The following is a 24,493-nucleotide window of genomic DNA, read 5'->3' as shown; positions in this document are numbered from 1 at the left end:
AATTTAAAACTCAAAGCTCAAAACTCAAAATTCAAAATTCAAGATTCAAAATTCAAAACTATCCTTCTATGGTCACACTGCTAGAAAATCCTTTACGTGTTGGGTTGCGGCAGGAACGGATACCAGAGCCGCAGATATTGGTAATCTTCGGGGCATCCGGAGACTTGACGCAACGGAAGCTCGTGCCAGCTCTCTATCAGATGAAGCTGCAACGACGCCTGCCAGCGGAAATGACCATTGTCGGCGTGGCGCGTCGGGAGTGGAGCCACGACTACTTCCGGGAGCAGATGCGCGAGGGGATCGAAGAATTTAGCGATGGGATTGGCTCAGAAGAACTCTGGCACGACTTCGCCCAAGGTCTATACTACTGCCCTGGTGATATTGACAAGCCCGAAAGTTACCAGAAACTGAAAGCCTTTTTAGCAGAATTGGATGGTCAGCGCGGAACGCGAGGAAACCGCGTATTTTACCTCTCCGTTTCTCCAAATTTCTTCCCAGAAGCGCTTCGCCAATTGGGTACGGCGGGCATGCTCAATGACCCACTGAAAACCCGTCTGGTGATTGAAAAACCTTTTGGACGGGATCTCAACTCCGCCCAAGCCCTAAACCGCGTAGTGCAGCAGGTTTGCCAAGAAAAACAGGTTTACCGCATCGACCACTATCTGGGTAAAGAAACGGTTCAGAATCTCCTGGTTTTCCGTTTCGCTAACGCAATTTTTGAGCCGATTTGGAACCGACAGTTTGTCGATCACGTTCAAATTACGGTGGCAGAAACCGTAGGCGTCGAAGACCGTGCCGGGTACTACGAAAGCTCCGGAGCCTTGCGGGATATGATGCAGAACCACCTGATGCAGACTTTCTGCCTCACGGCAATGGAACCGCCCAATTCCCTAGATGCCGATAGTATCCGCACCGAAAAAATGAAGGTTCTGCAAGCAACTCACCTGGCAGACGTGCATAACCTGGAATTATCAGCGGTTAGGGGTCAATACTCTGCTGGATGGATGAAGGGTAAGCCGGTGCCTGGATATCGAGAAGAACCGGGGGTCAACCCCAACTCCACGACGCCAACTTATGTAGCGATGAAGCTGCTAATTGATAACTGGCGCTGGCAAGGAGTTCCTTTCTATATGCGAACCGGCAAGCGTCTACCCAAGAAGGTCAGCGAGATTTCCATCCACTTCCGCGAAGTTCCTTTCTTAATCTTTCAATCTGCCGCCCAGCAAGCAAGTCCGAATGTGCTGACGATGCGGATTCAGCCGAATGAAGGAATTTCTCTGCGTTTTGAAGCCAAAATGCCGGGAACAGAACTGCGGACGCGCTCGGTAGATATGGACTTTAGCTATGGTTCCTCGTTTGGGATGGCAACGTCCGATGCTTATGACCGGCTGTTAATCGACTGTATGTTAGGCGACCAAACTTTGTTCACGAGAGCTGATGAAGTGGAAGAAGCGTGGCGTGTCGTAACACCGGCATTAAACGCTTGGGAAGCAAGCACTGACCCAGCATCGGTTCCCCAGTATGAAGCGGGAACCTGGGAGCCAGAGGAAGCAGAATTCTTGATTAATCAAGATGGACGCCGCTGGCGCAGATTGTAGTTGGTTTATGGGTAATCGGTAATGGGTAATCAGAGTTGTAAGTATTGAGTTTGAAGTTAGAAGAAACTCTTCCATTCAAAACTCAGACGCAATAAATCGCGTCTCTACAACTTAAAACTTTTTACCAATTACCTTTTTACCAATTACCAATTACCTTTTTACCAATTACCTTTTCTTCAATCACTGAATATGGCAACACAATCTCTTCCGATTGTTTCAATACAACCGCCCAAAGATGTCTCAATGACAGAAATTGAGGCAGAACTGCATCAAATTTGGCAAAGCTACAATAGCGACAATGATAATGGCGAGTCTCCGATGGCTACGCGGGCAACCACATTTACTTTTGTGGTTTACGAACCGGAGGAAACTCAGCAGCTGTTGGCAGCTTTAGGATTTTACAAAGGCCCGATCGATGGAATTGATGGCCCGCTGACAGAGGCGGCGATCAAGACGGCTCAGAAAGCTTATGGACTGCCAGTAACGGGCAAGACGGATGCCGGAATCCTCGACCGACTGCGAGTAGAGCAAGCAAAGAAGCGCTCCGATGGGAATACAAAAGAGGCAGATGCCAGTAATGGTCAGCAGTCTTCCTCAGATAGCTTTAGAATTGCGGATGCGATCGCTGCCGCGAACCCCTGCCGGATCATTGCTTTATGCCCCGTCTCTGGGGAAGATGAAGGCGTGACGGCTCAAGTCTCAGCCTATTGCCCCATCCAAAAGCAAAGTCACAATACCCTGATCTGCTGCGAATACATTACTCTGCAAGGCACCGCCGAAGCTTTGGAACGTATCGGTGGGATTGTGAGTGGGTTGCTAATCGGCGGTCTGCCTAAGTTTCTCTGGTGGAAGGGGACGCCCGATCCCAATGATGCTCTGTTTAAGCGGCTGGCAGCAGTCTGCAATTCTGTGATCGTTGACTCTTGTGTTTTCAACGAACCACAGGATGATTTACTGCGGGTACAAACCCTTCTGGAACAAGGCATTCCGGTTGCCGACCTCAATTGGCGTCGGCTGGCTCCGTGGCAAGAATTAACCGCCGAAGCTTTCGATCCACCAGAGCGCCGCGAGGCTCTTAAGGAAGTGGATAAGGTGACGATTAATTATGAAAAGGGCAATCCTGACCAAGCATTGATGTTTATTGGTTGGCTGGCGAGCCGGTTGCAGTGGCACCCCGTTTCATATACCAAAGAAGGCGGTGATTATGACATCAAGCGGATTGAATTTGTTGCTCCCGATCAGCGGACAATAGAAGCGGAGTTGGCAGGGATTCCTACTGCTGACTGGGGCGATATACCGGGTGACTTGATTGCGCTACGTCTGAGTTCGACGAACCTGGATGCAGACTGTTGTACGGTTTTGTGTTCCGAAACGACGGGTTGTATGCGGATGGAGGCAGGTGGTGGTGCCCAAGCTTGCCGGATTCAACAGGTAACGCCGATGTCTGACCAAAAAGCTGAGTTCTTGTTAAGTCAGCAGTTGCGGCGTTGGAGCCGGGATATGCTTTACGTAGAAAGTATGGCGATCACGGCGGCAATTCTCAAATTAGCGAGCGCGAATGGTTAATCGCGAATTGTTCATTGTTCATAGCAACTGTTCATCGCAACATAGATGAACGATGAACAACAAGCAATGAGTAAATATGGCATTAGCGATCGCCGGAGAACGCAGCGGGGTGGGCAAAACGACAGTTACGCTCGCCCTGCTGTCGTCTTTATGTCGTCGGAGTTACCAGGTTCAATCTTTTAAAGTAGGGCCAGATTACATCGACCCGATGTTTCACACGTACGTGACTGGTCGTGCTTGCCGGAATTTAGACCCGGTACTGACCTCTGAAACCTACGTGCAGCAGTCTTTTCTTGCTCATCGTTACGGAAGCGACTATGCCCTCGTGGAAGGGGTCATGGGGCTATTTGACGGAGTCAAGAGAATTCAGAATGAAAAGTTAAATCTTGAGCAAGAAACGGAAAATTTTGCACTCAGCACTGACTTTGGAAGTACGGCTCATATTGCGCGGCTTTTGGATTTACCCGTGCTGTTGGTGTTAGATTGCAGCCGGTTATCTGGTTCGGTGGCAGCGATCGCTCATGGCTATCGTTCTTTTGACTCTAGAATCAAGATTGCTGGAGTGGTGTTAAATCGGGTGGGAAGCGATCGCCACCTGCAACTGCTCAAAGATGCTCTAGAACCCTTGCAGTTGCCCGTTCTAGGCATTTTGCGGCGGCAAGAGAATATCAGCATTCCCGACCGACATCTGGGCTTGGTGCCCACCGCAGAGCTGTCTCAGATGGACGCTTTAATCGATCGGCTTGCGGATTTGGGAGACAGTTGCTTTGAGTGGGAACAGCTTTTGCCGCTTCTGAAGGTGGAACAAAAGCAACAAATAGAATTAATTCATCATTCATCTCACCCTTCAGGGGATATCCTCGATCCGTTAAGAATTGCGGTTGCCCGCGATCGCGCTTTTAGCTTCTATTATCAAGACAATCTAGATATACTGGCATCCCTGGGAGCAGAATTGGTGTTTTGGAGTCCGCTGACGGACAACAGCTTACCAGAAGGCATTCAAGGATTATATTTTGGGGGTGGTTTCCCGGAAGTTTTTGCCCAAAACTTGGCTGAAAATACCGCGACTCGTGATGCAGTGCGGAAGGCAATTTTGGCGGGAATGCCTACTTATGCCGAGTGTGGCGGTTTAATGTATTTGTCCGAAAAAATTGTAGATTTTGAGGGAAATTCTTTCCCGATGGTAGGAGTTTTACCCACCACAGCCGCCATGAGTTCGCGCCTGAGTTTAGGGTATCGGCAAGCGATCGCGCTGCAAGAAAGTCCCCTCCTCCCGGCTGGGGGAACCGTTTGGGGGCATGAGTTTCACCGTTCTCACTTAACTGAGGAACCGGAAGCGCCGCTATTTCATATTCGGGGGTACGATCCCAAGAGTCCTGTTACCAGTGAGGGGTGGGCGGTGCATCACGTTCATGCTTCCTACGTCCATCTTCATTTTGGCGGCTGTCCGGAGATTCCGGCTCGATTTCTAAAGCATTGTCTTCGTTTTTCCCTAGCGGGGAAGGAGTCAAGGGAGAGGTAAATAAGATGGGTGGACGGATGCGAACCGCCAGGTTGGCGCTTGACTAAAGCCTCGCTTCGCTGTTTTCATGCCCAAAGGGCTGTACGCGCTCGCGACTTGTGTCTGCAATGCTTGAGCGTGTAGTAGCCTGCGAACTGACAAGTCAGCGTTTCGCTATCGCAACTGTCACTCTTGTTTGTTTCTTCTGCGTTCAGCTGATGTAAGCTTTAGCTAACTTACGCTAGCCCCTTTCGGCGGACGATTGCTATGTCTTCTGAACAGTTTCAAGCAGCACACGACAGCATTTACATCACAGGTAGGCTACTCTTACAGTCCCTTCAAGAAATTCGAGCAACACGCGAAGGGGAGGAAGACGATACCAAGGCGTTACAACGCATCGAAAATGACATTACTAAAGCGCTATATGCTTTAAAAGAGCAGAAGTATCAAGTTGCGGTTATTGCTCCTCTGAATGCAGGCAAAAACACTTTCCTAAATGCCTTAATAGGTGCAGATATTTTGCCAAGTGAAGCTGAAGCGATTACTGCCTGCCGTACCGATATCCGACATATTGATTCTGGACAAGTGCATAGATTTCTGGAGTATCGAGAAGGACATTGGCAACCTGTTGCGATCGCTTCTGGTGATGCGGTCGAAATTGCCCAAAAATTCCTAGAGCATACTCAATCTATTCGGAATCAACATAATCCCGCTCGGACTATCCGCTTTGAAATAGAACATCCGATTGAAGCAATTAGCACGCTTTCATCTCTAGCTGGCTTTACTCTAAGCGATCTGTCTGTTGAAAAGGAGCAAGCATCTATAAAATTCACCCCGACAACAGAGCAAGAACAGATAATCTTAGAAACCTTAGAAAATACCGATGTAATCTTATTTATTTTAAATGAGAATAATTTTAAAAATGATTCTGTATCCGGTTTTTTAAAAAAAATAATAGAGAACTATCGCCAAATTTTAGCAGTCAATCAAGGTAAGGTTTTCTTTATTATTAATGAGGTTGAGCCGAAAAACACACATATAGACGTTTCTGAAGTTATTGAAATCTGCAAACAAACGTTAATCGGCTTAGGTTTTCCAAGTCCGATTATCTATTCGGCAAATTCTAGAAAAGGACTTTTAGCAAAACTGATTCAAAACAGCACAGCAACTAGCAATCATACAAAAGAGTTCGTCCAAGTATTTTTAGGAAATTATATAGAAGAAACTGAGGAAGGTGAATTTAGAGTTCCCCAGCCTATAGAAGTTGCGCCAAAAGTTCTAAAAGATAGCGGAATTCCTGTTATTCAAGAAATAGTGCTTCAAACAATTATTGAAAATTCAGGTTGGAATCTCCTGAGTGGAGTTTTGGCAGAACTCAATAAAGCTGCTAAAGCAATAGAAGATTCCCTGAATACCCGTCTTGTAAGCGGGAAAGTAGAAACTGAAAATATTCAAGAAAAGGCAGCTTCCCAAAATACAGAGACGCTAACTGATGAGCCAATTCAAGCATTAGGGAATGACCTGGAGCATTTGGCAACCGAACCCCAAAAAAAGGAAGTAATTCCTCCTCGAATTGTGACAAGTTTAAAGGAACGGAAAGCTCAACTGAATGAATATATGGATGAATTAACTTTGATTCGGAAATCGTTGGATAGTTGGAAGCCAGTACAGATAATTAACTAAGCTATTAAAGAATTTGGCTAATGGATGCGCTCGCGTCTCTTCCTGGCTTTTTCTCCTTGCTTCGCAGTTCATCCCCCCAAATTTCCGGCCTTACTTAAATCTGCTTCCTGACTTTCCGCCTTATAAACGTTGATCTTGTTGTTCAGTTCGCGGATGCGACGGGACAGCAGACGAATGATATTCACTGCAATTCCTGGCGTCTCGTCAATCGCATCATACAGTTGCAACTGCGTCAGCATCAGACACTCGCAGGATTCCAAAGTCGTAATCGAAGCCGAACGCGGCTCAGCATCAAATAACGACATTTCTCCAAAGGTGGCTCCCTGCTCCAAGTGAGCCAAATCCCGCCCGCCAAAATGAACCCGTACCCTACCAGAAACGACAATATAGAGCGATCGCCCTTCTTGTCCTTCAGTAAAAATCGTATGATGCGCTGGAAAGGATAGCTCATCCATCACAGAAGCCAGCCGCACCAGAAAATCATCCCGCAGTTCCTGGAAAATCGGGACGCCTCTGACAAATAATAGGCGCTCAACGCTGGTTAACATCGGAATCTAGACTCTAGACTTTGGACTTTTAGACTTTAGACTTTTAGACCTTGGACTTTAGACTTTAGACTTGAGAACAGCCCATCGTCATTAGGGTAATCATCCAGAGTCCAGAGTCTCTAGTCCCTCTATTGTCCCAGTTCTGCCATCATCTGCTGAACTTGGGCGGCGACAAGGCGATCGCGGTCATTTTTCAGGACGGGCAACATTTCCTGCAAAGCGCGGGGTGCAGCGGCTCTCAAATAAGCCAAAACCGCTTCCCGCACAAAGCCGGTGGGATGGCGCAGACACACCAGCGTCTGTTCCGGCGTCAGACTCCATTTCGCCTGACGTGCTGCATGAAAACAACACGCTAAAGGCCAGTCTGACAGAAAATGACGTAAATCCAGCAACCGACGCAGGCGATCGCTCTGAATCATCGGTTGATAAGGAAACATCTCTGCCAAATTTTGCAGTTTTTCTTTCTCCGGTCGCCGGTCGAGAATTCCCACGAGCGATCGCTTCTTAGCAATATCTAGAGTATTATCCAAAATTTCCAACCCCAGCGCGATATTCGACGGCGAATCAGATTGGAGATTAAATGCTGCTGCTTGAATCGAGCTAGCCGGATAAAGAAACTTCATGAGCAAAAAACACCGCTCAATCACATCCGACTGCTCTTCCAGAAGTGCCCGTTGTAGCAATGAGAGCGCTGACTGGTTTGCTTCTCGTGTTGAGGCGAAAAAAGATTCAATTGGTTCATCCGCTGACAAATCTACTAATGCAGCATACAAGTGTCCGACAAACAGCATTTCCTGCTCAATTAACATTTCAACACCGCTGCGACCTAAGCGGTCGAGAACCCCCTCGATTCCGGTTTCGTGGGGCATTTTGAGCAGAATCCGCAGGATGTTGCGTCGCGTAGTCCCCCAGCCGGTTTTTAGATGAGCGACCAACTGATTGAGGGCTTCTGGCGTGCCAATTTGACCCATCGCACTCCAAGCCTGTAGCCTTACCAAATCTGGTTTGTGGATATCTTGTGCTAACTCAACCAGCATCGGAATCGCTTCATCTCCTAAACGCACAATCGCACCGAGAGCCGCTTCACGGGTAGATTTGTAGTAAAGCCCTCGCACCAGAGCCGGATAGTATTCGTGTAAACGGGTTGAGGAAATTACCTCTAGCAAGGCGCAGCGCACGCGCAAAGACTCATCTTGTAACAAACTAGGAATATAAAGTCGCAGTGCCTGCAAATAATCTGCCTCTCCCAGTGCTCGACAACCCATGACTCGTTCCCGTTCCCGTTGATGAGTCAGCATCCGGCGCAAGGTATTGGTCGCTTCGGCTTTCTCTGTCGGGGTGCCCCGGCGCAATATTAAGGCGGCGGCGGTTCCCCGTACCACCGGGTCTACGTTTGGGCGGAGGTAGGGCTGTAACTGGCTAATATCAGGGGTTTCCTGAGTTAGCCAGATATAGCGTAGAGCGACAGCAAGAACTTCTGGATTGAGTTTTTGAGCAATCAGCCCCTGAACTTGGTCTAAATAAGTGGGATTCGGCGTCAGCAGCATTGCTTCTAGGCTCTGGCGCTGCAAGGCTGGAGTGAGGTGAGTGAGCAGCGGGGCAAGGATTTCGCCCACATCCTCCAAGTCGATTTGGCACAGGAGTTCGATGCAAGAGCGTTTATCTGCTTCCGTACCTGGTTTCTCCAGTGTTTCGACAACAGCACGCTTGAGGACTCGCAGATCGACATCTGAAACGCTTAGCCGTTCTCCTTGAGCGCTCTGAACCAGCAAGCCGACATAGCTCGACCGAAGCAGGAAAACAATTAACAGCCAGAGGAGGGCAAAAATAATAATAACGGCGACAAACACCCAACTTTGGAGCGATCGCAGCGAGTTCTCCGACAGGTTGTGAAAGGCAAAGGCTAACAAGCTGATGATGCCTAAAATCCCCGCTCCAGTAAATCCTGTGGAGAGGGATTCGGCGATGCCCCGCACCTGAGCCATGATTGAGCTGCGAATGTTATCGGGGAGCGGTTGGAATAGAACCGGCCCAAGGGCAGCCATGAGGGTATAGCGCAGCAGTTCGTCTATAAATTTGAGGAAGATCAGACCTAGAAAAAAGCCTGTAACCCCGGTGAGAGCAACCAAGCTAAGAATAATAATTGCCACAGGCAACAACATAGCGGCAACAAATACTCCCAGCCGTTCGATGGCTCGACTGGAGATAAACCACTGGGTTGCTAGTTCGCATAAACCCACGATGCCGCTAAACAAACCGAGGAAACTGGCAATTTCCTTGCTGTCAAAGTTCAGCTCTAATTGACTCAGATACTGAAAATCAATTAACAAAAACAGAATCTGCCCGACGATGAAGAAGCCAAATAAGGGGATGACGTAGCGCTGTAAGGGGCCTCTCAGACGCCTGGATGTGAAGTCGCTTTCTTGATTTAAGTTGGCTCTGACGGGAGAATCCGGAAAGGCTTGCTTGTACTGCTGGGTGAGATAAAAAAGGCTACAAGCTCCCAACCCCATCATCACGACAGCAACTAGGGAAACGTTATTCAGTCCAACGGTGGCGAGGATTAGGGGGAGGGAAAAACCACTGACAACATCTGCAACGAGGATGCCACTACTAATGAGGGGGTAGGTGCGCTTAATTTCCCGGATATTGAAGAGTTGATTTGCAGTAATGGAAGTGTTGAGGTCATTAAGGACGTTAATCGCTTCCACCCACAGCCGCATCAGAAAGACTGTGACGCCAGCCAAATAGACAATATCTAATCCCAGGCGGAATAGGACAAGGGGGATGACTGCAAGGGAGGCTACTAGGACAACTACCCAGCGCAAAGGCAAAATCTTTTGCATCCAAGAGTAGACAAACCCCAGGCTCGAACCGATACCCGCTGAGAGGATATAGAACAGGGGCAATTGCTCTGCGCCATACTCTTTCAGAAAAAGGGCTACAGTACTAGCTTCTGCCCAGATGATGCCGATGGAAGTTGTGGTATAGAAAGCGAACATGAATAGTGTTCGCTCTCCTTCTTCTGGACGAAGATTGACCCACTGGAGTAATCCCCGACCCCAATCGGACCAAGACCAAGCGCGATTGTTCAGTTTCATTGGTATTTTGTCCGTTGTCAGTAGTCAGTGGTCAGTTGTTTCTTTTTTGCCACTGACCACTGTTCGGGCGACGCCTGGTCTTCCCCACACCACTGACCACTGACTACTGACCGCCGACTACTGAGCTATTTTTTCGGAGACAGCAGCATCATCATGTTGCGACCTTCTTTTTTGGGAGCTTGCTGCACTTCCGCTAGTTCCTGTAAATCCGTCGCCATCCGCTTGAGCAAGTCCTCGGCTAAATCGCTGTGTTGAATTTCGCGACCTCGGAACGTAATCGTGGCTTTGACCTTATCTCCCGACTTCAGAAAGCGCTCGGCTTGATTAACTCGCACCTGATAGTCATGCTCTTCAATCTTGTAGCGCATCTTCACTTCCTTGACATCAGCGGTATGCTGATTTTTCCGAGCTTCCCGCGCTTTTTTCTCCTGTTCAAATTTATACTTGCCATAGTTCATAATCCGGCAAACGGGGGGTTCTGCCTTATCGCTGAGCAGGACAAGATCCAGCTCTTTTTCTTCAGCGATGCGGATAGCCTCGTTTGGCGTCATAATTCCCAGCTGCGTGCCATCGGTGTCAATGACGCGAATTTGGGGAAAACGAATACGTTCGTTAATTTGGGGTAGATCGCGAGTGCGTCTTTTCTCAATCACAGGCATTAGGGTTATGTTTGCTCGGTTAGTTGATAAGGTTAATTTTGATAGCAGTGGGTTGTTGAATGTTTGAGCGATCGCACTAGAGCTACAGGCTGCTTCCTGGCGTTCTCAATTTCATTCCCAAAGAAACCAAGTTTTTCTTTCCTTGTATCTGCCATTCTACTGAGTATGGGAGAGTTTCTGTCTATAGTTGTTCACGTAACTTCCAAAAAGCGATCGCTCCCATCTCCCCCTCAACGACTGTTGATTGGCAATTTACGCAGACGATGCAAGTCTGCTATTCGGGGTAGGGACTTTTTCTGTGCAGCCATACAGCATGGGTTTTGTCTAGGTTTGTTAACTTAAGTTCTCAGAAACCCTGATGAGACACGCTCTAGCAGCAAACCACTAAAATGGAAATTAACAGACAAAGATAAAGTTTATAAAACTTATTAATTTGAGGCAAAAGCGATCGTGACCCAGCATTGGCAGCATCGAATTGGCAGTCAAAGAGACTGGGTTTGGCGGGGTTGGCAGACTCGCTATACATACATCCGGGCGTCTCAACCGACACAAAAGACAACCCCCTTATTGCTGCTGCATGGATTTGGGACTTCCATTGGACACTGGCGACACAATCTAGCGGTACTTGGTCAGTCTCACACGGTTTATGCGCTAGATATGCTGGGATTTGGGGCATCCCGGAAGGCGCAGGCAGACTACAAAGTCGATCTTTGGGTAGAGCAAGTTTATGATTTCTGGCGGACTTTTATTCAGCAGCCAGTGGTATTAGTCGGAAATTCGATAGGATCGCTGGTGTGTCTGGCAGTGGCAGCCGCGCATCCAGAGATGGTGAAAGGCTTTGTGATGATGAGTTTGCCCGATCCCTCCGTGGAGGAAGAGGCAATTCCCGCCTGGTTGCGACCCGTTGTGGCAGGGGTCAAAGGTGTTGTGGCTTCACCCGTGATTCTCCAGAATGTCTTTTATCTAGTCAGGCGTCCCTCCTTCGTCCGCAAGTGGGCAGCGATCGCTTACGCTAACCCAAATGCTGTCACCGACGAACTGGTAGATATTCTGGCAGGTCCCGCTCAAGATCGGGGTTCGGCAGCAGCATTCGGTGCCATCCTTAAAGCGATGACCAGTGCTAAATTTAGCCCAAGTGTCAAAACCTTACTGCCAACCTTGAACACGCCCATGCTCTTGATTTGGGGTCGGCAAGATAAAATGATTCCTTTTAGCGTACTGGCTCGATTTAGGGATATCAACCCTAAGCTTCAGTTGGTTGAGCTGGATGCAGGTCACTGTCCCCATGACGAATGTCCAGATGAAGTTAACCAGATTATCCTCAACTGGCTTGAAACGATGCCTGAAGACCAGGTAGATAGCTCTGCTACACCCCAAAAACAGTTAGCAGTGAGTGATTAGCTTTTCGCCAAGTAGGGTGGGCACTTCCCACCCTATCGATTTTTTCTTCTAGCCTCGAATTTCTAGGCCTCTAACTTCTAGCCAATGGTGACTTGATCGGTTTGGACACCCGTGGCACCCTCCACACTCCGGGCGACCGAGACCATTTGATTGAGAATTTGCTGGCTGGGAACTTGTCCTTTTAGCACAACTGTGCCGCCGGTTTGGGCTACATAGAGCGTATTAATATCATCCAGATCCGGATCTTGATCGAAAGCTAGAGCAACCCGCTTGGCAAGTCCGCTTTGGTCATATTCTCCAGTTAATCCCACTCGCTCTGGCGGAATCGTCTCGCTGCTACTTGCAGTGCCGGTTGAGGCAGGAGCTTGAGCTGTCGGTGCTGGTACCGCATTAGTTTGTGCATTTTGCGGCTTTTCCATGCCAAAAAGTCTTTTTAACCAACCCATAGGTATTTTTGCTCCAAATTAAGCTGAACTACACCATTATTATGAAATTGCTAAATCAAGACATCTATCAATGAAAAGATTTAAGGTTTTCCGGGGGCTAAAAATCCCTAAATATACAGAGATAGCCGTTTTTTGTAGCCAAGGGGTGCTATACAGTAACATTAAGATGTAGCTTCGTTAACGTAATTTCTGTTAACATTGCCTTCGCATACCGTGTAGGTAGTAAGTCTTTGCTAACGTACTGCTTACAACCCACGTAGCTTCTTGTAGGGAAGCAAAATATTGCTTAGCGTGTTGAAAGCAACATCGCGCCTCCGCCTGTTTTGTATAAAATGAAACATACCCTTTCAGTTTTGGTTGAAGATGAAGCTGGAGTCCTGACTCGGATTGCCGGTTTGTTTGCCCGTCGGGGATTTAATATTGAAAGCCTTGCTGTTGGACCAGCTGAACAGCTCGGAATCTCCCGGATTACGATGGTCGTGCCGGGAGATGACCGGGTGATCGAGCAACTCACCAAGCAGCTCTACAAGCTGGTGAATGTACTAAAAGTCCAGGATATAACGGATACTCCGTGTGTAGAACGAGAGCTGATGTTGCTGAAGGTGAATGCTACCAGCTCCAATCGCTCGGAAGTGATTGAACTGGCTCAGGTTTTCCGCGCTAGGGTAGTAGACATTGCGGAGGATGCGCTCACTTTAGAAGTGGTGGGAGATCCAGGCAAATTGGTGGCGATTGTTCAAGTGCTGAATAAATTTGGTTTGCGTGAAATTGCTCGCACCGGCAAAATTGCCCTTACCCGCGAGTCGGGTGTTAACACAGAGTTTCTCAAGTCTCTGGAAGCTAAGCTTTAATCGAGGTAAGGGAATTTTTCAGCTTGCTGATGCGGGAAGTAGAGAGAAGCATCAATTTTCCTCGCTCGGCGATCGCGCTTTTTATCATCTGTTCTTCTTTTCTATTCGCGCTTATTTTCTCCGAGTCTCCAGTCTACTGAGTCTGGCTCGGAGCTTTTTTTAGTAAGGTACTCCAAATGACTTTCCAGGAAATCTACCCAATCGCTGTTATTCCCTGGCTTCCTACTTGCCCTGTGTAGCCAAAGACTGGCATAGCTATAGAAGCGTGAGATTAGAGGTTCCCTTCCCGGAGTAGGCAAGGAATCCCCTTGAGTACAACTTTGCCCTAAACATTCGCAAAAGTTTCCGGATGAGCTGATGCCTACCTCGGATTAGAGGAACTCGATTGTATCAGGAGCGGTTAGAGTTCAGTTCTTGCTCACGACAGATACTATTTTCTTTTATCAGAAAAATCGTTTATTCTCTGATAACTACATAATAAGATGTGAGTTGCCGAAACAGCCGTCAAGAACCTCTGCTAAAGGGGGAGTTGCGAACCTGGTTGGTTCGCAAACCATTCCTGGATGCCAATGCTGGGAGCAATACCGAAAATTCCTGCTGGGTACGCAGTTCCAGATGGTTCCCTATCTGGATTCTTTATAAGACTCTTGGCTTAAGCCACTAGGAAAAGAGACATCTTGGCAGAAATGAGTGGAGGAACTCATTTTAATCAACGATTTGTGGGAATTATAAAACTCACGTATAACAAAGCTGCCTGACGATAATTCTGGCGAATTATCAGTCAATTGCAAATGCAAAACCTAAGCAGCTCCGAAGCCGGTTCATCTGATTAAAAATAGTATTTGTGCCTATTCGTTTTTAAAATACCGCTACTGCTAAAGCATTGGCAGAGGAATATTGTCTATCGAACGCGCAGGCCAAACGTAGAAGCAATGACCGATCTGAGCCGACCAGAAGAGGCAGATGCATACAACCAACGCTCATTAAAGACGCTCTTGAGAGCGATCGCCCTTTCTCAGGGGCAATTCTCGCTAATTTTGGTGCGCTGCAACTATAGCTTGTTGCAACAGCGGATGGTGCAGCAGGTACGGGAACAAAATCCGTTTCCCGTGCGCGAGGTGATATTAGCAGATTCGGTCAAGACGCTTTACAACCCCATATTGGAAGCGCTGGAAGAGCCAGGGAATACGTCTCGACAAACAGAAATATTGTCCGCCGCGATGATTTTAGGGCTGGAGTCGGTAGTCGCTCTCGATCAACTGCTGACCTCAACCAATCAAGTACGCGATGAATTTCGCGCTCAGTTTCCTTTCCCCCTCGTGTTGTGGCTCTCCGACGCGGTGCTACAAAAGCTGATTCGGTTTGCGCCAGATTTCAAAAGCTGGGCAGCTTCTTCGATCCGATTTGTGATGTCAGGGGATGAGTTAATCGAATTATTGCGGCAGAAAGCGGACTCTCTATTTGCCAGAGAGCTAGATTCTAGCAATTTTGAGTTGTTGCACCATTCCGCTCTCGATTTAGTTGTTGGTTCCCAGCATCGCCTAGAACTGGAGTCGGCCTTAACAGATTTGCGGCGTCGCGGGCAACAATTGGAGCCTCAACTACAGGCAAGTCTCGAATTTGTGCGGGGGCGCAATGACTACGCCACCGATCAAATCCAGTCAAGCATCGCCCATTATCAACGAAGTCTGGCTTATTTCAGGACTGAAGACTCAGAACTGTTAGCAAAGCGCCACGAAGTACGGACTGGGGAAAACATCAGAAATGAGGGTCAAGAGGCAAGCACCACGATTTCCGATTCTTTGTGTGTCGTTAGTCCTCAGCACTCAGTCCTAAAAGTGGGTTTGCTGCTGTTTCATTTGGGGCAATGCTATACCCGTTTGGCTAACTTGCGACCGGAAATGAGCCGCCAGCACTGGAAGCAAGCGAGAGATTATTTTCAGCAGTGCATTGAAGTTTTTGAGGAAGCTCAACGTCCAGAACTGGTTGCTAAGTTTATTTCATTCCTTTGTGAAGTGCTGCGGCGTTTGGAAGCGTGGGCGGATTTGCAGGAGCTGGCAGAAAAAGCTTTGATCCTGCATCAAACTTATGATGCAAACCTCCAGCAGGCTCAAGATTTTGGCTTTCTGGCGGAGGTGGCGCTTAACCAGTCCAATTGGATAGAAGCGTATCAGCAAGCGACTCTGGCACTTTCAACGCTGGCGGAAGAAACGTTCCAGACAACTTCTGCCTCAATCCCGCAATCTCAGTATGAAAGTTTATATTTGTTGCTGCTGGCACAGTCTCAGAAACATTTGGGACAGCGGCAAGCTGCCGCCGCGATTCAAAACTTGGAACAGGCGCTCAACAAGTGTAACCATCAGTACGATCCCCATTTATGTTTGCGGATTCTCAAGGCACTGCGATCGCTCTACTTTCAGCAGGGTGATTATCTGCAAGCCTTTCAACTGAAGCAAGAGCAGCGTTCCCTGGAGCATCAATACGGGTTCCGTTCTTTTACAGGTGCCGGACGCCTACAGCCTTACCGGCAGGCTCTGAACCCAGGCGTCACATCTGGAGGAGATATGCGCTTGGGAGGGTCGATTCCCCAGGAAATTGCTGCTTCTGGTCGGCAGCAGGATGTCACTCGCCTCATTGACCGGATTGGCCGCAATGACTACAAATTGATTGTGATTCACGGTCCTTCTGGAGTTGGTAAAAGCTCAATTATCACTGCTGGTTTAGTTCCAGCACTCCAGCTCAAAAGCATCGGTGCACGTGATGTTTTACCTGTCGTTATCGAAGTTTATAAAGATTGGGTAGGGACGCTGGCAAGACAATTATCGAAGGAACTCAGAGTCAGAAACCAGGAATCAGAACTCCCTTTAGAGGAGGAAGACGCCCAACACCTTCCCGTCCCGATCGCGTCCGGACAGGAGTCAGAAGATAGCAGCGAAGTGAGAACGGGCGGAGAAACTTTATCTTTACAGGAAATCTTAGAAGAAAGCGATCGCGCTGAAGAAATGCCAATGTCTGCGGTTCCGCCGACACTACTTGCTGCCAACCTCCTAGAACAGTTGCGACACAATAGCGATCGCAATCTGTTAACCGTTCTGATTTTTGACCAGTTTGAAGAATTCTTTTTCGTCTGTACTAATCCAGCGATGCGGCGGCAGTTTTATGAATTTTTGCGCGACTGCCTCAACATTCCCTTTGTAAAAGTTATTTTGTCTCTGCGAGAAGACTATCTGCATTATTTACTAGAGTGCGAACGACTCCAGTATTTAGATGTCATAAATAACGACATTTTAAACCAAGATATTCGCTACTATTTGGGGAATTTTTCTAAGCCGGATGCGCGGCAGATTGTTAAAAGCTTAACCGAACGCTCTCCATTTTTTTATTTAGAGCCGCAGTTAATTAATCGGTTAGTGGAAGATTTGGCTGAAGAACTGGGAGAGGTGCGCCCCATTGAATTGCAATTAGTGGGTGCCCAATTGCAGGAAGAAGAAGACAAAATCACCACGATGCAACAGTATCAGCAATTGGGAGCGAATCCGAAAGCCGAACTGGTTGAGCGATTTCTGAAAAAAGTCATTGCTGATTGTGGTATCGAAAATGAAGCTTTGGCTTGGAACGTTTTATTTTTATTGACGAACGAGAAAGGAACGCGACCCCTGAAGACGAAGCAAGAGCTGGCAACCGTATTGCAGCTTGAGGCGGAAAGAGCAGTGGGCGGCGAAATGCCTCTACTAGACTTAATTTTAGAAATTCTTGTAGGATCTGGTTTAGTTTTCGTGATTTGGGAAGGGTCAGAAGCCCGTTACCAATTGGTTCATGATTATCTAGTCGATCGGATTCGTCAAAAATCCGATCTGAACTTGAAAGCCCAATTAGCACAAAGTGAGGAAAAGCTGTATCAGGCACGGAAACAACAATTGCGAACGATTGGCGTCGGCATTATGATGACAATCCTGGCAGTTTCTGCCGGGGGATTTGCGCTGCGAGCCGAAGCTCAAAGAAAGCTGGCAGCGATCGCGCAAACAAATGCTCAACTCACCGCCCTGAGTGCTTCTTCCGAAACGCTCTTTGTCTCCTACAAAGAATTTGATGCCTTAATTGAAGCCTTGAGGGCAGGGAAAAGCCTCGAAAGTGCAGTTGGAGTAGAACCCGATACCCAAATGCGCGTCGTTACGGCGATGCAGCAGGCAATCTACGGAGTACAAGAACGCAATCGCTTAGAAGGACATCGTGATGTCGTTTGGAGCGTCAGCTTTAGCCCCGATGGTCAGACAATTGCCTCTGCCAGCGTCGATAAAACGGTAAAACTTTGGCGGCGCGATGGCAAGATCCTGAAAACCTTGTCAGGTCATCGTGAGAGCGTCACCAGCGTCAGTTTTAGCCCTAACGGTCGCCTCTTAGCTTCGACTGGTTCTGACAAGACAATAAAACTTTGGCAAACAGACGGTACTTTACTAAGAACGATTGACAAAGCACACGGTAGTTTGGTTAATCACGTCAGCTTTAGCCCAAACGGTCAAATATTAGTTTCGGCAAGCGATGACAAAACGGTAAAGCTTTGGAACTATCGCACCGGCAAGTTGCTGAAAACATTGAAACACAACGGAAAAGTTACCAGCGCCACTTTTAGCCCGGATGGTCGATTTTTAGCATCGGCGAGTGACGACAAAACAGTGACAATCTGGAACATGGCTTCCATGACGGTCGAGCAACCCTACAAAATCCTCAAGGGACACACTGGCAAAGTAACCAACCTCAATTTCAGTCCCGATAAGCAGTTGTTAGCTTCAGCAAGCGATGACAAAACAGTCAGGCTTTGGAACTACCAAACTGGACAAACGATCCGGGTTCTTCAGGGACACAGTGACTGGGTGTTTGGAGCGAGTTTTAGTCCAAATAGCCAGATGATTGCCTCTGCCAGTAATGACAATACAATGAGACTCTGGCATCGCAACGGGAAGCTGCTGAAAATCCTGCGGGGACATAGTGATGGGGTGACAAGTGTTAGTTTTAGCTCCGATGGTCAGACGATTGCTTCTAGTAGTTACGATAAAACTGTCAAATTCTGGCGACTGAATGATATGTCGCGCACTGTTTTAAGAGGACATACGGATCAGATATATGATGTGAGTTTCAGTCCCGATGGTCAGATGGCTGCCTCTGCCAGTCAAGATAATTCAGTGAAGTTGTGGGACAGAAGCGGTTCTTTGATCGCTACGTTGAATGGACATAAAGATCGGGTAAATAGCGTGAGTTTTAGCCCCGACTCTCAGTTGATTGCTTCTGCTTCTCGTGACAAGACGTTGAAACTCTGGAATCGCTCGGGTACGCTTCTCAACCCCCTGAATGAGCCAAATAAGCACAGCGATTGGGTTTTGGATGTGGCGTTTAGTCCCAATGCCAAAATGATTGCTTCTGCTTCTCGTGATAAGACGGTAAAACTTTGGGATACTTCGGGCAATTTGATTAAAACTTTAACTGGGCATCGCGATCGCGTTAATGCAGTGGCTTTTAGCCCCGACGGGGAATTACTGGCGACTGCTAGCGACGATCATACGGTCAAAGTCTGGACTGCCGAGGGAAAATATCTGCAAACCTTACCGGGACATAGTGGTTGGGTTTTGGATGTCGCTTTTAGCCCGGATAGTCAGCTAATCGCATCCGCGAGTTATGACAATACGGTTAAACTTTGGCGGCGCGATGGTTCTTTATATCGAACTTTGAAAGGGCATACGGATAGCGTTGCTCACGTTAGTTTTAGCCCGGATGGTCAAATTCTAGCGACGACGACCTGGGAAAACACGGTGCAATTGTGGCGACTGGATGACACGTTAATTAAAACGCTCCCAGGTCATAGCGATCGCGTTACCAGTGTGAGTTTCAGCCCGGATGGGAAGATTCTAGCTTCTGCCAGTAAGGACAAAACCGTGATGTTGTGGAATCTGGATCTCGATAATCTCCTGGCACGCAGTTGTAGTTGGGTGCAAGACTATCTAGAAAACAATCCCAAAGTCCGAGAAAGCGATCGCCAACTTTGTGAGAATTAGTAGTTTTTAGTTATTTTAGATGAACCGCAAAGATGCACTAGCTTTCGCGAAACGGCGCGGATGCGCGAGAGGGATGCGCTCTCTTCGCTAGAGAGCCGCAAGGAAGAAAAGAGAGAAGAAACTAAGGCCTTGAGCGATAAACTAATGGCTAATCGACTCATCTCTAACAACAATGGCAAATGTTCGCTTAGAAGGAATTACCCGAAAATTTAATAATGCTACTGCGATTGAGGATATTTCCTTCGAGGTGCCGGATGGGCAGTTCTGGGTGATGGTGGGACCTTCCGGTTGTGGCAAATCCACGATTTTGCGGACAATTGCGGGTTTGGACACGCTAAGTAGCGGCAATCTCTACATTGGGAATGTCCTGATGAATGAGATTCCTGCTAGGGCAAGAGATGTGGCGATGGTGTTCCAAAATTACGCCCTCTACCCGCACATGACCGTTGCTAAAAATTTAGCTTTTGGTCTACGGATGCGTGGAACTGACGCGAAAACGATGCAGGAACGAGTAGAGACGGTCGCGCGATCGCTCGATATCGCCCATCTCCTCGACCGCAAACCCAAGCAGCTATCGGGGGGACAACAGCAACGGGTGGCATTAGGGAGAGCGATCGCTCGTCAACCCCAAGTATTCTTACTAGATGAACCCCTCTCTAACCTGGATGCCCAGCTGCGAGACGATACCAGAGCAGAACTTAAGCAATTACACCAACAAGTGGGAATTACCACGATCTACGTCACTCACGATCAGGTAGAGGCGATGACCCTAGCAGATCGAATTGTGGTACTCAATCGCGGTCGGATTCAACAAATTGGCGACCCGCAAACAATTTATGCGCGACCGGCAAATTTGATGGTTGCTACATTCTTAGGCAATCCACCGATGAATATTCTCCACGCGACTTATACGGGTGAAGTTTTTCAGGTGGGGGATCAGGCTTTATCTTGTCCTCCAGCGCTTCAGGACAAGTTGCAACTCAGACAGGGACAGGGCATAGAGTTAGGGATTCGCCCAGAGCATATAACAACTAAAAATGAAAAATTAAAGATTAAAAACGAACAAGAACCCGAAGCCTTTGGTCGGGACGGGGTCTTGCCTCTACAGCACTCACTGCTGATGGTTGAGGTGAAGGTTGTAGAACCGCTGGGACGGGAAACACTGATTCGGGCGAATTTACCGGCGTCTGGGGTACCGATCAATATCCAGGCAGCTTCAGATTGGCGGGGTCATTCCGGCGATCGCATTTCTGTACAGCTCGACCTCAACCAGTTATTTGTCTTTGACCCCACCACGGGCGATGCTCTGTTTCCTTAAGAATTCGCGACTTGTTAACAGCTTTGGAAATGTTTCTCAACAACTTGCAATATTCTCTCAGCAGAACGACCATCGCCAAAGGGATTAATTGCCGTTGCCATTGCTTGATAAGCACTGCGATCGCTGAGGAGTTCTGTTGCCGCTGCAAGAATTTGATTGGGTTCTGTTCCTACTAATTTTGCAGTTCCCGCGGCTACCGCCTCTGGTCGTTCGGTGGTTTCCCTCAATACCAGTACCGGCTTCCCCAAACTCGGTGCTTCCTCCTGCAATCCTCCAGAATCAGTCAATACCAAATAACAGCGTTGAATCGCCCCCACCAGTTCGGCGTAATCTAACGGTTCTGTTAAGAAGATTCTGGGATGATTACCGAGAAGTTCTTGTAGCGGTTCTCTCACAGTCGGGTTGCGATGGAGCGGCAACAGTAATGCAGTATCCGAAAATTTATCTAATATTTGGAGAAATCCCTCCGCAATTCCCCGCAGGGGTTCTCCCCAGTTCTCGCGTCGGTGGACTGTTGCCAGTAGCGTGCGATATCCACTCCAGTCCAAACCGGGAATCGGGCAATCCGGCTGACTTTTCGCCACGGTTAATAAAGCATCGATGACTGTATTCCCAGTGTGGTGAACTTCGCCAGTGACTCCAGAACGTTGCAGATTTTCTACCGCTAGGGTTGTAGGGGCAAAATGTAACTGAGTTAGCTGAGAAATTAATCGCCGATTGGCTTCTTCTGGGTAAGGATTAAAAAGCTCGTCGGTGCGTAATCCCGCTTCCACATGACCGACAGGAATTTTTTGATAAAACGCTGCCATCGCTGCTGCAAAGGCTGTGGTTGTATCCCCCTGAACTAATACTAAATGAGGCTGTAATTGTTTAAATACAGTTTCCAGCCCCCGCAAACTACGACAAGTAATATCTGTCAGAGTTTGTTGATGTTGCATAATTTCTAAATTTTGGTCGGCATTCAGCCCAAATAGCTGCATGACTTGCTCGACCATCTCTCGATGTTGACCCGTCAATATTACGTGAGTTTGAAAAGTTAGCGATTCCTGAAACTTTTGGATAACAGGTGCTAGCTTAATGGCTTCCGGACGGGTTCCCAGCGTGATGCAAACTTTGATAGGAGATGGCGGCATGGAAATTTAGCTTAATTGGGAATAATCGGGAGAGAAGCGCGATCGCACTTCTCTTCCCATCCTACGCTTGCCATTTTCCTACGAAAAGACCCGGCAGGTGCCGGGTCGCAGAACTCTTGCAGACAATAGACTAACTTATTAAAAGCGTTCACAGGCCATTCAAGAATCTAGATCGCAGGTTAGTGGGCAAGCTGCATAGACAGAGGTATGTAGCGGATTGGCTTCACCATGCAGCCAGTGCAACCAACGAACTTCTTGAGGATTAACACCCTTCAGCGTTAGCAATGCCGCACCAGCGACAACTGCCAAAATATTCCCGCCAATTAAAGCTCCAGCGACCAACAAAACTGCGCTAACTGGCAGTACAGATTGTAAAGCGATCGCTAACAAAGCGCCAACCGTAACCATCAAAACAACTAAGGGGAAACCCACCACCAGCAAGCAAACCCCTAAAGTAAAAGTCCAGATCAAAAAGCTCTTGACCATAGACAATGAATACACTTTTGCCAAACCTTGATTGTGACTTAATTGCACGATTTTTTCTCCTGATAGTCAAAGAACAAATTTATATGCGGAAAATGACTTTTAATCGATCCCCTAGTATCGACTAAGTGAAAATCAGTATAGTTAATCCTTTTCTTTAGATGAGCCGTTCTTAACCAAAATTTACAGTCAATCCAGAAGATTTATGGATGCGAAACTTTTTCAAATGCTCTATATTAGACTGCCTTATAAAACGACCATCATCCAAAAGATAGAAATTTGAGGAGGTTCTAGCTTTCAGTCTTTTCCAGCAATCGAGGAATTTTATAGCCCAAGCAGTGGCATAGGGAAACGACCAAAGCCGCTTTCACTATGCTTAACATATCTTATAAATTTTAACGGGTATTCTCATAAACCAGCTCATCTAGGGCTAACGGGTAAACCGCCGCTAGACGGCTAAGTTGCCACTGCTGCTGTTTTGAGCTGGTAAGAGAATTTTTGGCGTTGAATGTTAGCGAACCAAAAGTTTTGGGAAAACTAGGAATAGGAGTTTTTAAGGCTCCTCAAATAAAAGCTGTGGCGTGTTCCACCGAATCGCTTTACGTCTTAAAAGAACGTATTCGCGGGCTATCCTTAGCTTTTTTTGTAACGATTCCTACAAATTTTCAATCAGTGGTAGTTGAAAGATGACAGAACCGCAGCGTCCGCCCATGTCACCACCGCCTCCACCCCGCGTTCCCCCACCACCCCCGCCAGGAATGCGACCTCCGGCTAGGGATACAGCTGCCACCGTTTCCACTCAGCAGCAGCCCATGCAAACGATGCAGATGACTGCGCCGCCCTCTCCCCATGCAGCGGCAAGTGCAGGGGCAGCTTCTGTATCTCCTCCACCGAAAGCGGCTCCTCCAGCAGCGGGGACAGGAGTTCGATCCCCTGCTACAGCTGCCTCGGCAGCATCAGCAACAGCAGCAACGGTGGTGGCTCGAACGGCTGCAAGGGGTCCAGGTCCTAGTCCCGGACAGCCCACCTTGAAGGAAATCGTCGTCAAAGCTCATGAAAACGGAATTTCCGACATTCATGCAGGTGTCGGTGAAATTCCTCGCTACCGCAAACGGGGCGACATGGAGATGACCGATTATCCGCAGACGGATGAAGCGACATTCATGAGCTGGTTGCGAGAGGTGATGACTGATGCTCAGATTCGGGAATTTGAAGAGCGCTTAGACTTTGACGGCGTTACCCAGTATGAATTCTCTCGCGCCCGGATTAATGTGTTTGGTTCGATGCGCGGTCCAGCGATGGTGATGCGATTGATTCCAAACAATATTCTGACTTTGGAGCAACTGCGGTTGCCAGAGGTGTTTAAGGATATTTCCCATTACCATAAGGGATTGATTTTGGTCACAGGCCCAACGGGTTCGGGTAAATCCACCACGATGGCTGCCATGATTGACTACATCAATAAGGAGATGGCAAAGCACATCATCACGATTGAAGACCCGATTGAATTTGTTCATACGAGTCGCAAGTCGCTGATTAAGCACCGGGAAGTAGGGTTGAACACCTTAAAGTTCGACAATGCGCTGAAAGCCGCTTTGCGGGAAGATCCCGATCTGATTCTGGTTGGGGAAATGCGAGATAAAGAAACGGTTAACACTGCTCTCAAAGCGGCGCAAACGGGTCACTTGGTGATGGGGACGCTGCACACCAATAGCGCTGTGAAAACGATTGAGCGGATTCTCAATCTGTATTCAGCAGAAGAGCAGCATTCGATGAAAATAGCGATCGCTGAATCTCTGGTGGCGATCATTTCCCAAGGATTGTGCAAAACGACCGATGGCAAGCGTGCGGCTTTCCACGACATCCTGATTAATACCGAAGCAATCAAGGACTACATTAAGGAGGGTAAGTACGAAGAAATTACCGGAATCATGCTAGGCTCCAGCTTTGACGGCATGATGACAATGAACAAAGCCCTCCTCGACCTCTACCATGAGGGTCGAATCACCGAAGAGACTGCTCTGGAAATGTCGCCCACTCCGAATGAGATGGCTCAGTTCCTCCGAGGTCGGGTGTAACAATTAAAAATGTAAAATTAAAAATTAAAAATGGAAGAAGGGTTTCTTCTTTCATTTTTATTATTTTGGCGCTTTTTCTT

Annotated in this window: 16 protein-coding genes; 9 read left to right on the top strand and 7 right to left on the bottom strand. The window is 47.9% G+C overall.

What is annotated here, in order from left to right:
* The first annotated feature begins 68 nt into the window (after positions 1–68).
* The 4 genes from zwf to H6F50_RS14870 all read left to right on the top strand — a co-directional run bounded on the left by zwf (position 69) and on the right by H6F50_RS14870 (position 6,348).
* Positions 69–1,598: a glucose-6-phosphate dehydrogenase gene (gene zwf / locus H6F50_RS14885; RefSeq protein WP_190429298.1), complete on the top strand. Its 1,530-nt coding sequence runs from the start codon at positions 69–71 to the stop codon at positions 1,596–1,598.
* A gap of 189 nt (positions 1,599–1,787) precedes the next feature.
* Entirely contained in the window at positions 1,788–3,164 is a 1,377-nt protein-coding gene (gene opcA, locus H6F50_RS14880) for a glucose-6-phosphate dehydrogenase assembly protein OpcA (protein WP_190410350.1), read from the top strand.
* Positions 3,165–3,240: 76 nt separating this feature from the next.
* Complete coding sequence (locus tag H6F50_RS14875) at positions 3,241–4,686, top strand: cobyrinate a,c-diamide synthase (protein ID WP_190429297.1); 1,446 nt, start codon at positions 3,241–3,243, stop codon at positions 4,684–4,686.
* A gap of 246 nt (positions 4,687–4,932) precedes the next feature.
* Complete coding sequence (locus H6F50_RS14870) at positions 4,933–6,348, top strand: dynamin family protein (RefSeq protein WP_190429296.1); 1,416 nt, start codon at positions 4,933–4,935, stop codon at positions 6,346–6,348.
* A 68-nt stretch (positions 6,349–6,416) separates the two neighbouring features.
* Here H6F50_RS14870 and H6F50_RS14865 read toward each other — a convergent pair whose 3' ends face one another.
* The 3 genes from H6F50_RS14865 to infC form a co-directional block, all read right to left on the bottom strand.
* Positions 6,417–6,896 carry a Crp/Fnr family transcriptional regulator gene (locus H6F50_RS14865; RefSeq protein WP_190429295.1) on the bottom strand — a complete coding sequence of 160 codons (480 nt, stop codon included), beginning with the start codon at positions 6,894–6,896 and terminating at the stop codon, positions 6,417–6,419.
* 128 nt (positions 6,897–7,024) lie between these two features.
* Positions 7,025–9,997, bottom strand: a complete 2,973-nt coding sequence (locus tag H6F50_RS14860) for a HEAT repeat domain-containing protein (RefSeq protein WP_190429294.1) — start codon at positions 9,995–9,997, stop codon at positions 7,025–7,027.
* Between the two features lie 125 nt (positions 9,998–10,122).
* Positions 10,123–10,656, bottom strand: a complete 534-nt coding sequence (gene infC, locus H6F50_RS14855) for a translation initiation factor IF-3 (protein ID WP_190429293.1) — start codon at positions 10,654–10,656, stop codon at positions 10,123–10,125.
* A 450-nt stretch (positions 10,657–11,106) separates the two neighbouring features.
* Here infC and H6F50_RS14850 point away from each other — a divergent pair, with 450 nt between their 5' ends.
* Positions 11,107–12,057: an alpha/beta fold hydrolase gene (locus tag H6F50_RS14850; protein ID WP_190429292.1), complete on the top strand. Its 951-nt coding sequence runs from the start codon at positions 11,107–11,109 to the stop codon at positions 12,055–12,057.
* A 77-nt stretch (positions 12,058–12,134) separates the two neighbouring features.
* Here the strand turns inward: H6F50_RS14850 and H6F50_RS14845 are convergent, their stop codons facing one another.
* A complete protein-coding gene (locus H6F50_RS14845; protein ID WP_190410343.1) occupies positions 12,135–12,503 on the bottom strand; it encodes a BON domain-containing protein in 369 nt (122 codons plus the stop codon).
* 332 nt (positions 12,504–12,835) lie between these two features.
* On the opposite strand from H6F50_RS14845, the gene ilvN reads away from it, so the two are divergent.
* The 3 genes from ilvN (at position 12,836) to H6F50_RS14830 (ending at position 20,719) form a co-directional block, all read left to right on the top strand.
* Positions 12,836–13,354, top strand: coding sequence for an acetolactate synthase small subunit (gene ilvN / locus H6F50_RS14840; RefSeq protein WP_190410342.1), 519 nt, complete (start codon positions 12,836–12,838; stop codon positions 13,352–13,354).
* Positions 13,355–14,286: 932 nt separating this feature from the next.
* Positions 14,287–19,401 carry a hypothetical protein gene (locus tag H6F50_RS14835; RefSeq protein ID WP_190429291.1) on the top strand — a complete coding sequence of 1,705 codons (5,115 nt, stop codon included), beginning with the start codon at positions 14,287–14,289 and terminating at the stop codon, positions 19,399–19,401.
* A gap of 172 nt (positions 19,402–19,573) precedes the next feature.
* The gene (locus H6F50_RS14830) at positions 19,574–20,719 is read left to right on the top strand and encodes an ABC transporter ATP-binding protein (RefSeq protein WP_190429290.1); all 1,146 of its coding nucleotides are present in this window, start codon (positions 19,574–19,576) and stop codon (positions 20,717–20,719) included.
* Between the two features lie 14 nt (positions 20,720–20,733).
* Here the strand turns inward: H6F50_RS14830 and wecB are convergent, their stop codons facing one another.
* Genes wecB through H6F50_RS14815 form a run of 3 tightly spaced genes read right to left on the bottom strand, consistent with a single transcriptional unit; the run spans position 20,734 to position 22,386 of the window.
* A complete protein-coding gene (gene wecB, locus H6F50_RS14825) occupies positions 20,734–21,852 on the bottom strand; it encodes a UDP-N-acetylglucosamine 2-epimerase (non-hydrolyzing) (RefSeq protein WP_190429289.1) in 1,119 nt (372 codons plus the stop codon).
* 11 nt (positions 21,853–21,863) lie between these two features.
* Positions 21,864–22,004, bottom strand: coding sequence for a hypothetical protein (locus H6F50_RS14820; RefSeq protein ID WP_190429288.1), 141 nt, complete (start codon positions 22,002–22,004; stop codon positions 21,864–21,866).
* A 7-nt stretch (positions 22,005–22,011) separates the two neighbouring features.
* Positions 22,012–22,386 (bottom strand): hypothetical protein, encoded by a 375-nt coding sequence (locus H6F50_RS14815; RefSeq protein WP_190410337.1) that lies wholly within the window; start codon positions 22,384–22,386, stop codon positions 22,012–22,014.
* Positions 22,387–23,021: 635 nt separating this feature from the next.
* Between H6F50_RS14815 and H6F50_RS14810 the strand changes: the two genes are divergently transcribed.
* Complete coding sequence (locus tag H6F50_RS14810) at positions 23,022–24,413, top strand: type IV pilus twitching motility protein PilT (RefSeq protein WP_190429287.1); 1,392 nt, start codon at positions 23,022–23,024, stop codon at positions 24,411–24,413.
* The last annotated feature ends 80 nt before the right edge of the window (positions 24,414–24,493 follow it).

The sequence above is a fragment of the Coleofasciculus sp. FACHB-712 genome, assembly GCF_014695635.1.
In the GTDB taxonomy this organism is placed as follows: domain Bacteria; phylum Cyanobacteriota; class Cyanobacteriia; order Cyanobacteriales; family FACHB-T130; genus FACHB-T130.
The sequence above is the reverse complement of the archived record's forward strand: the minus strand, read 5'-3'. Positions and strand labels throughout refer to the sequence as shown.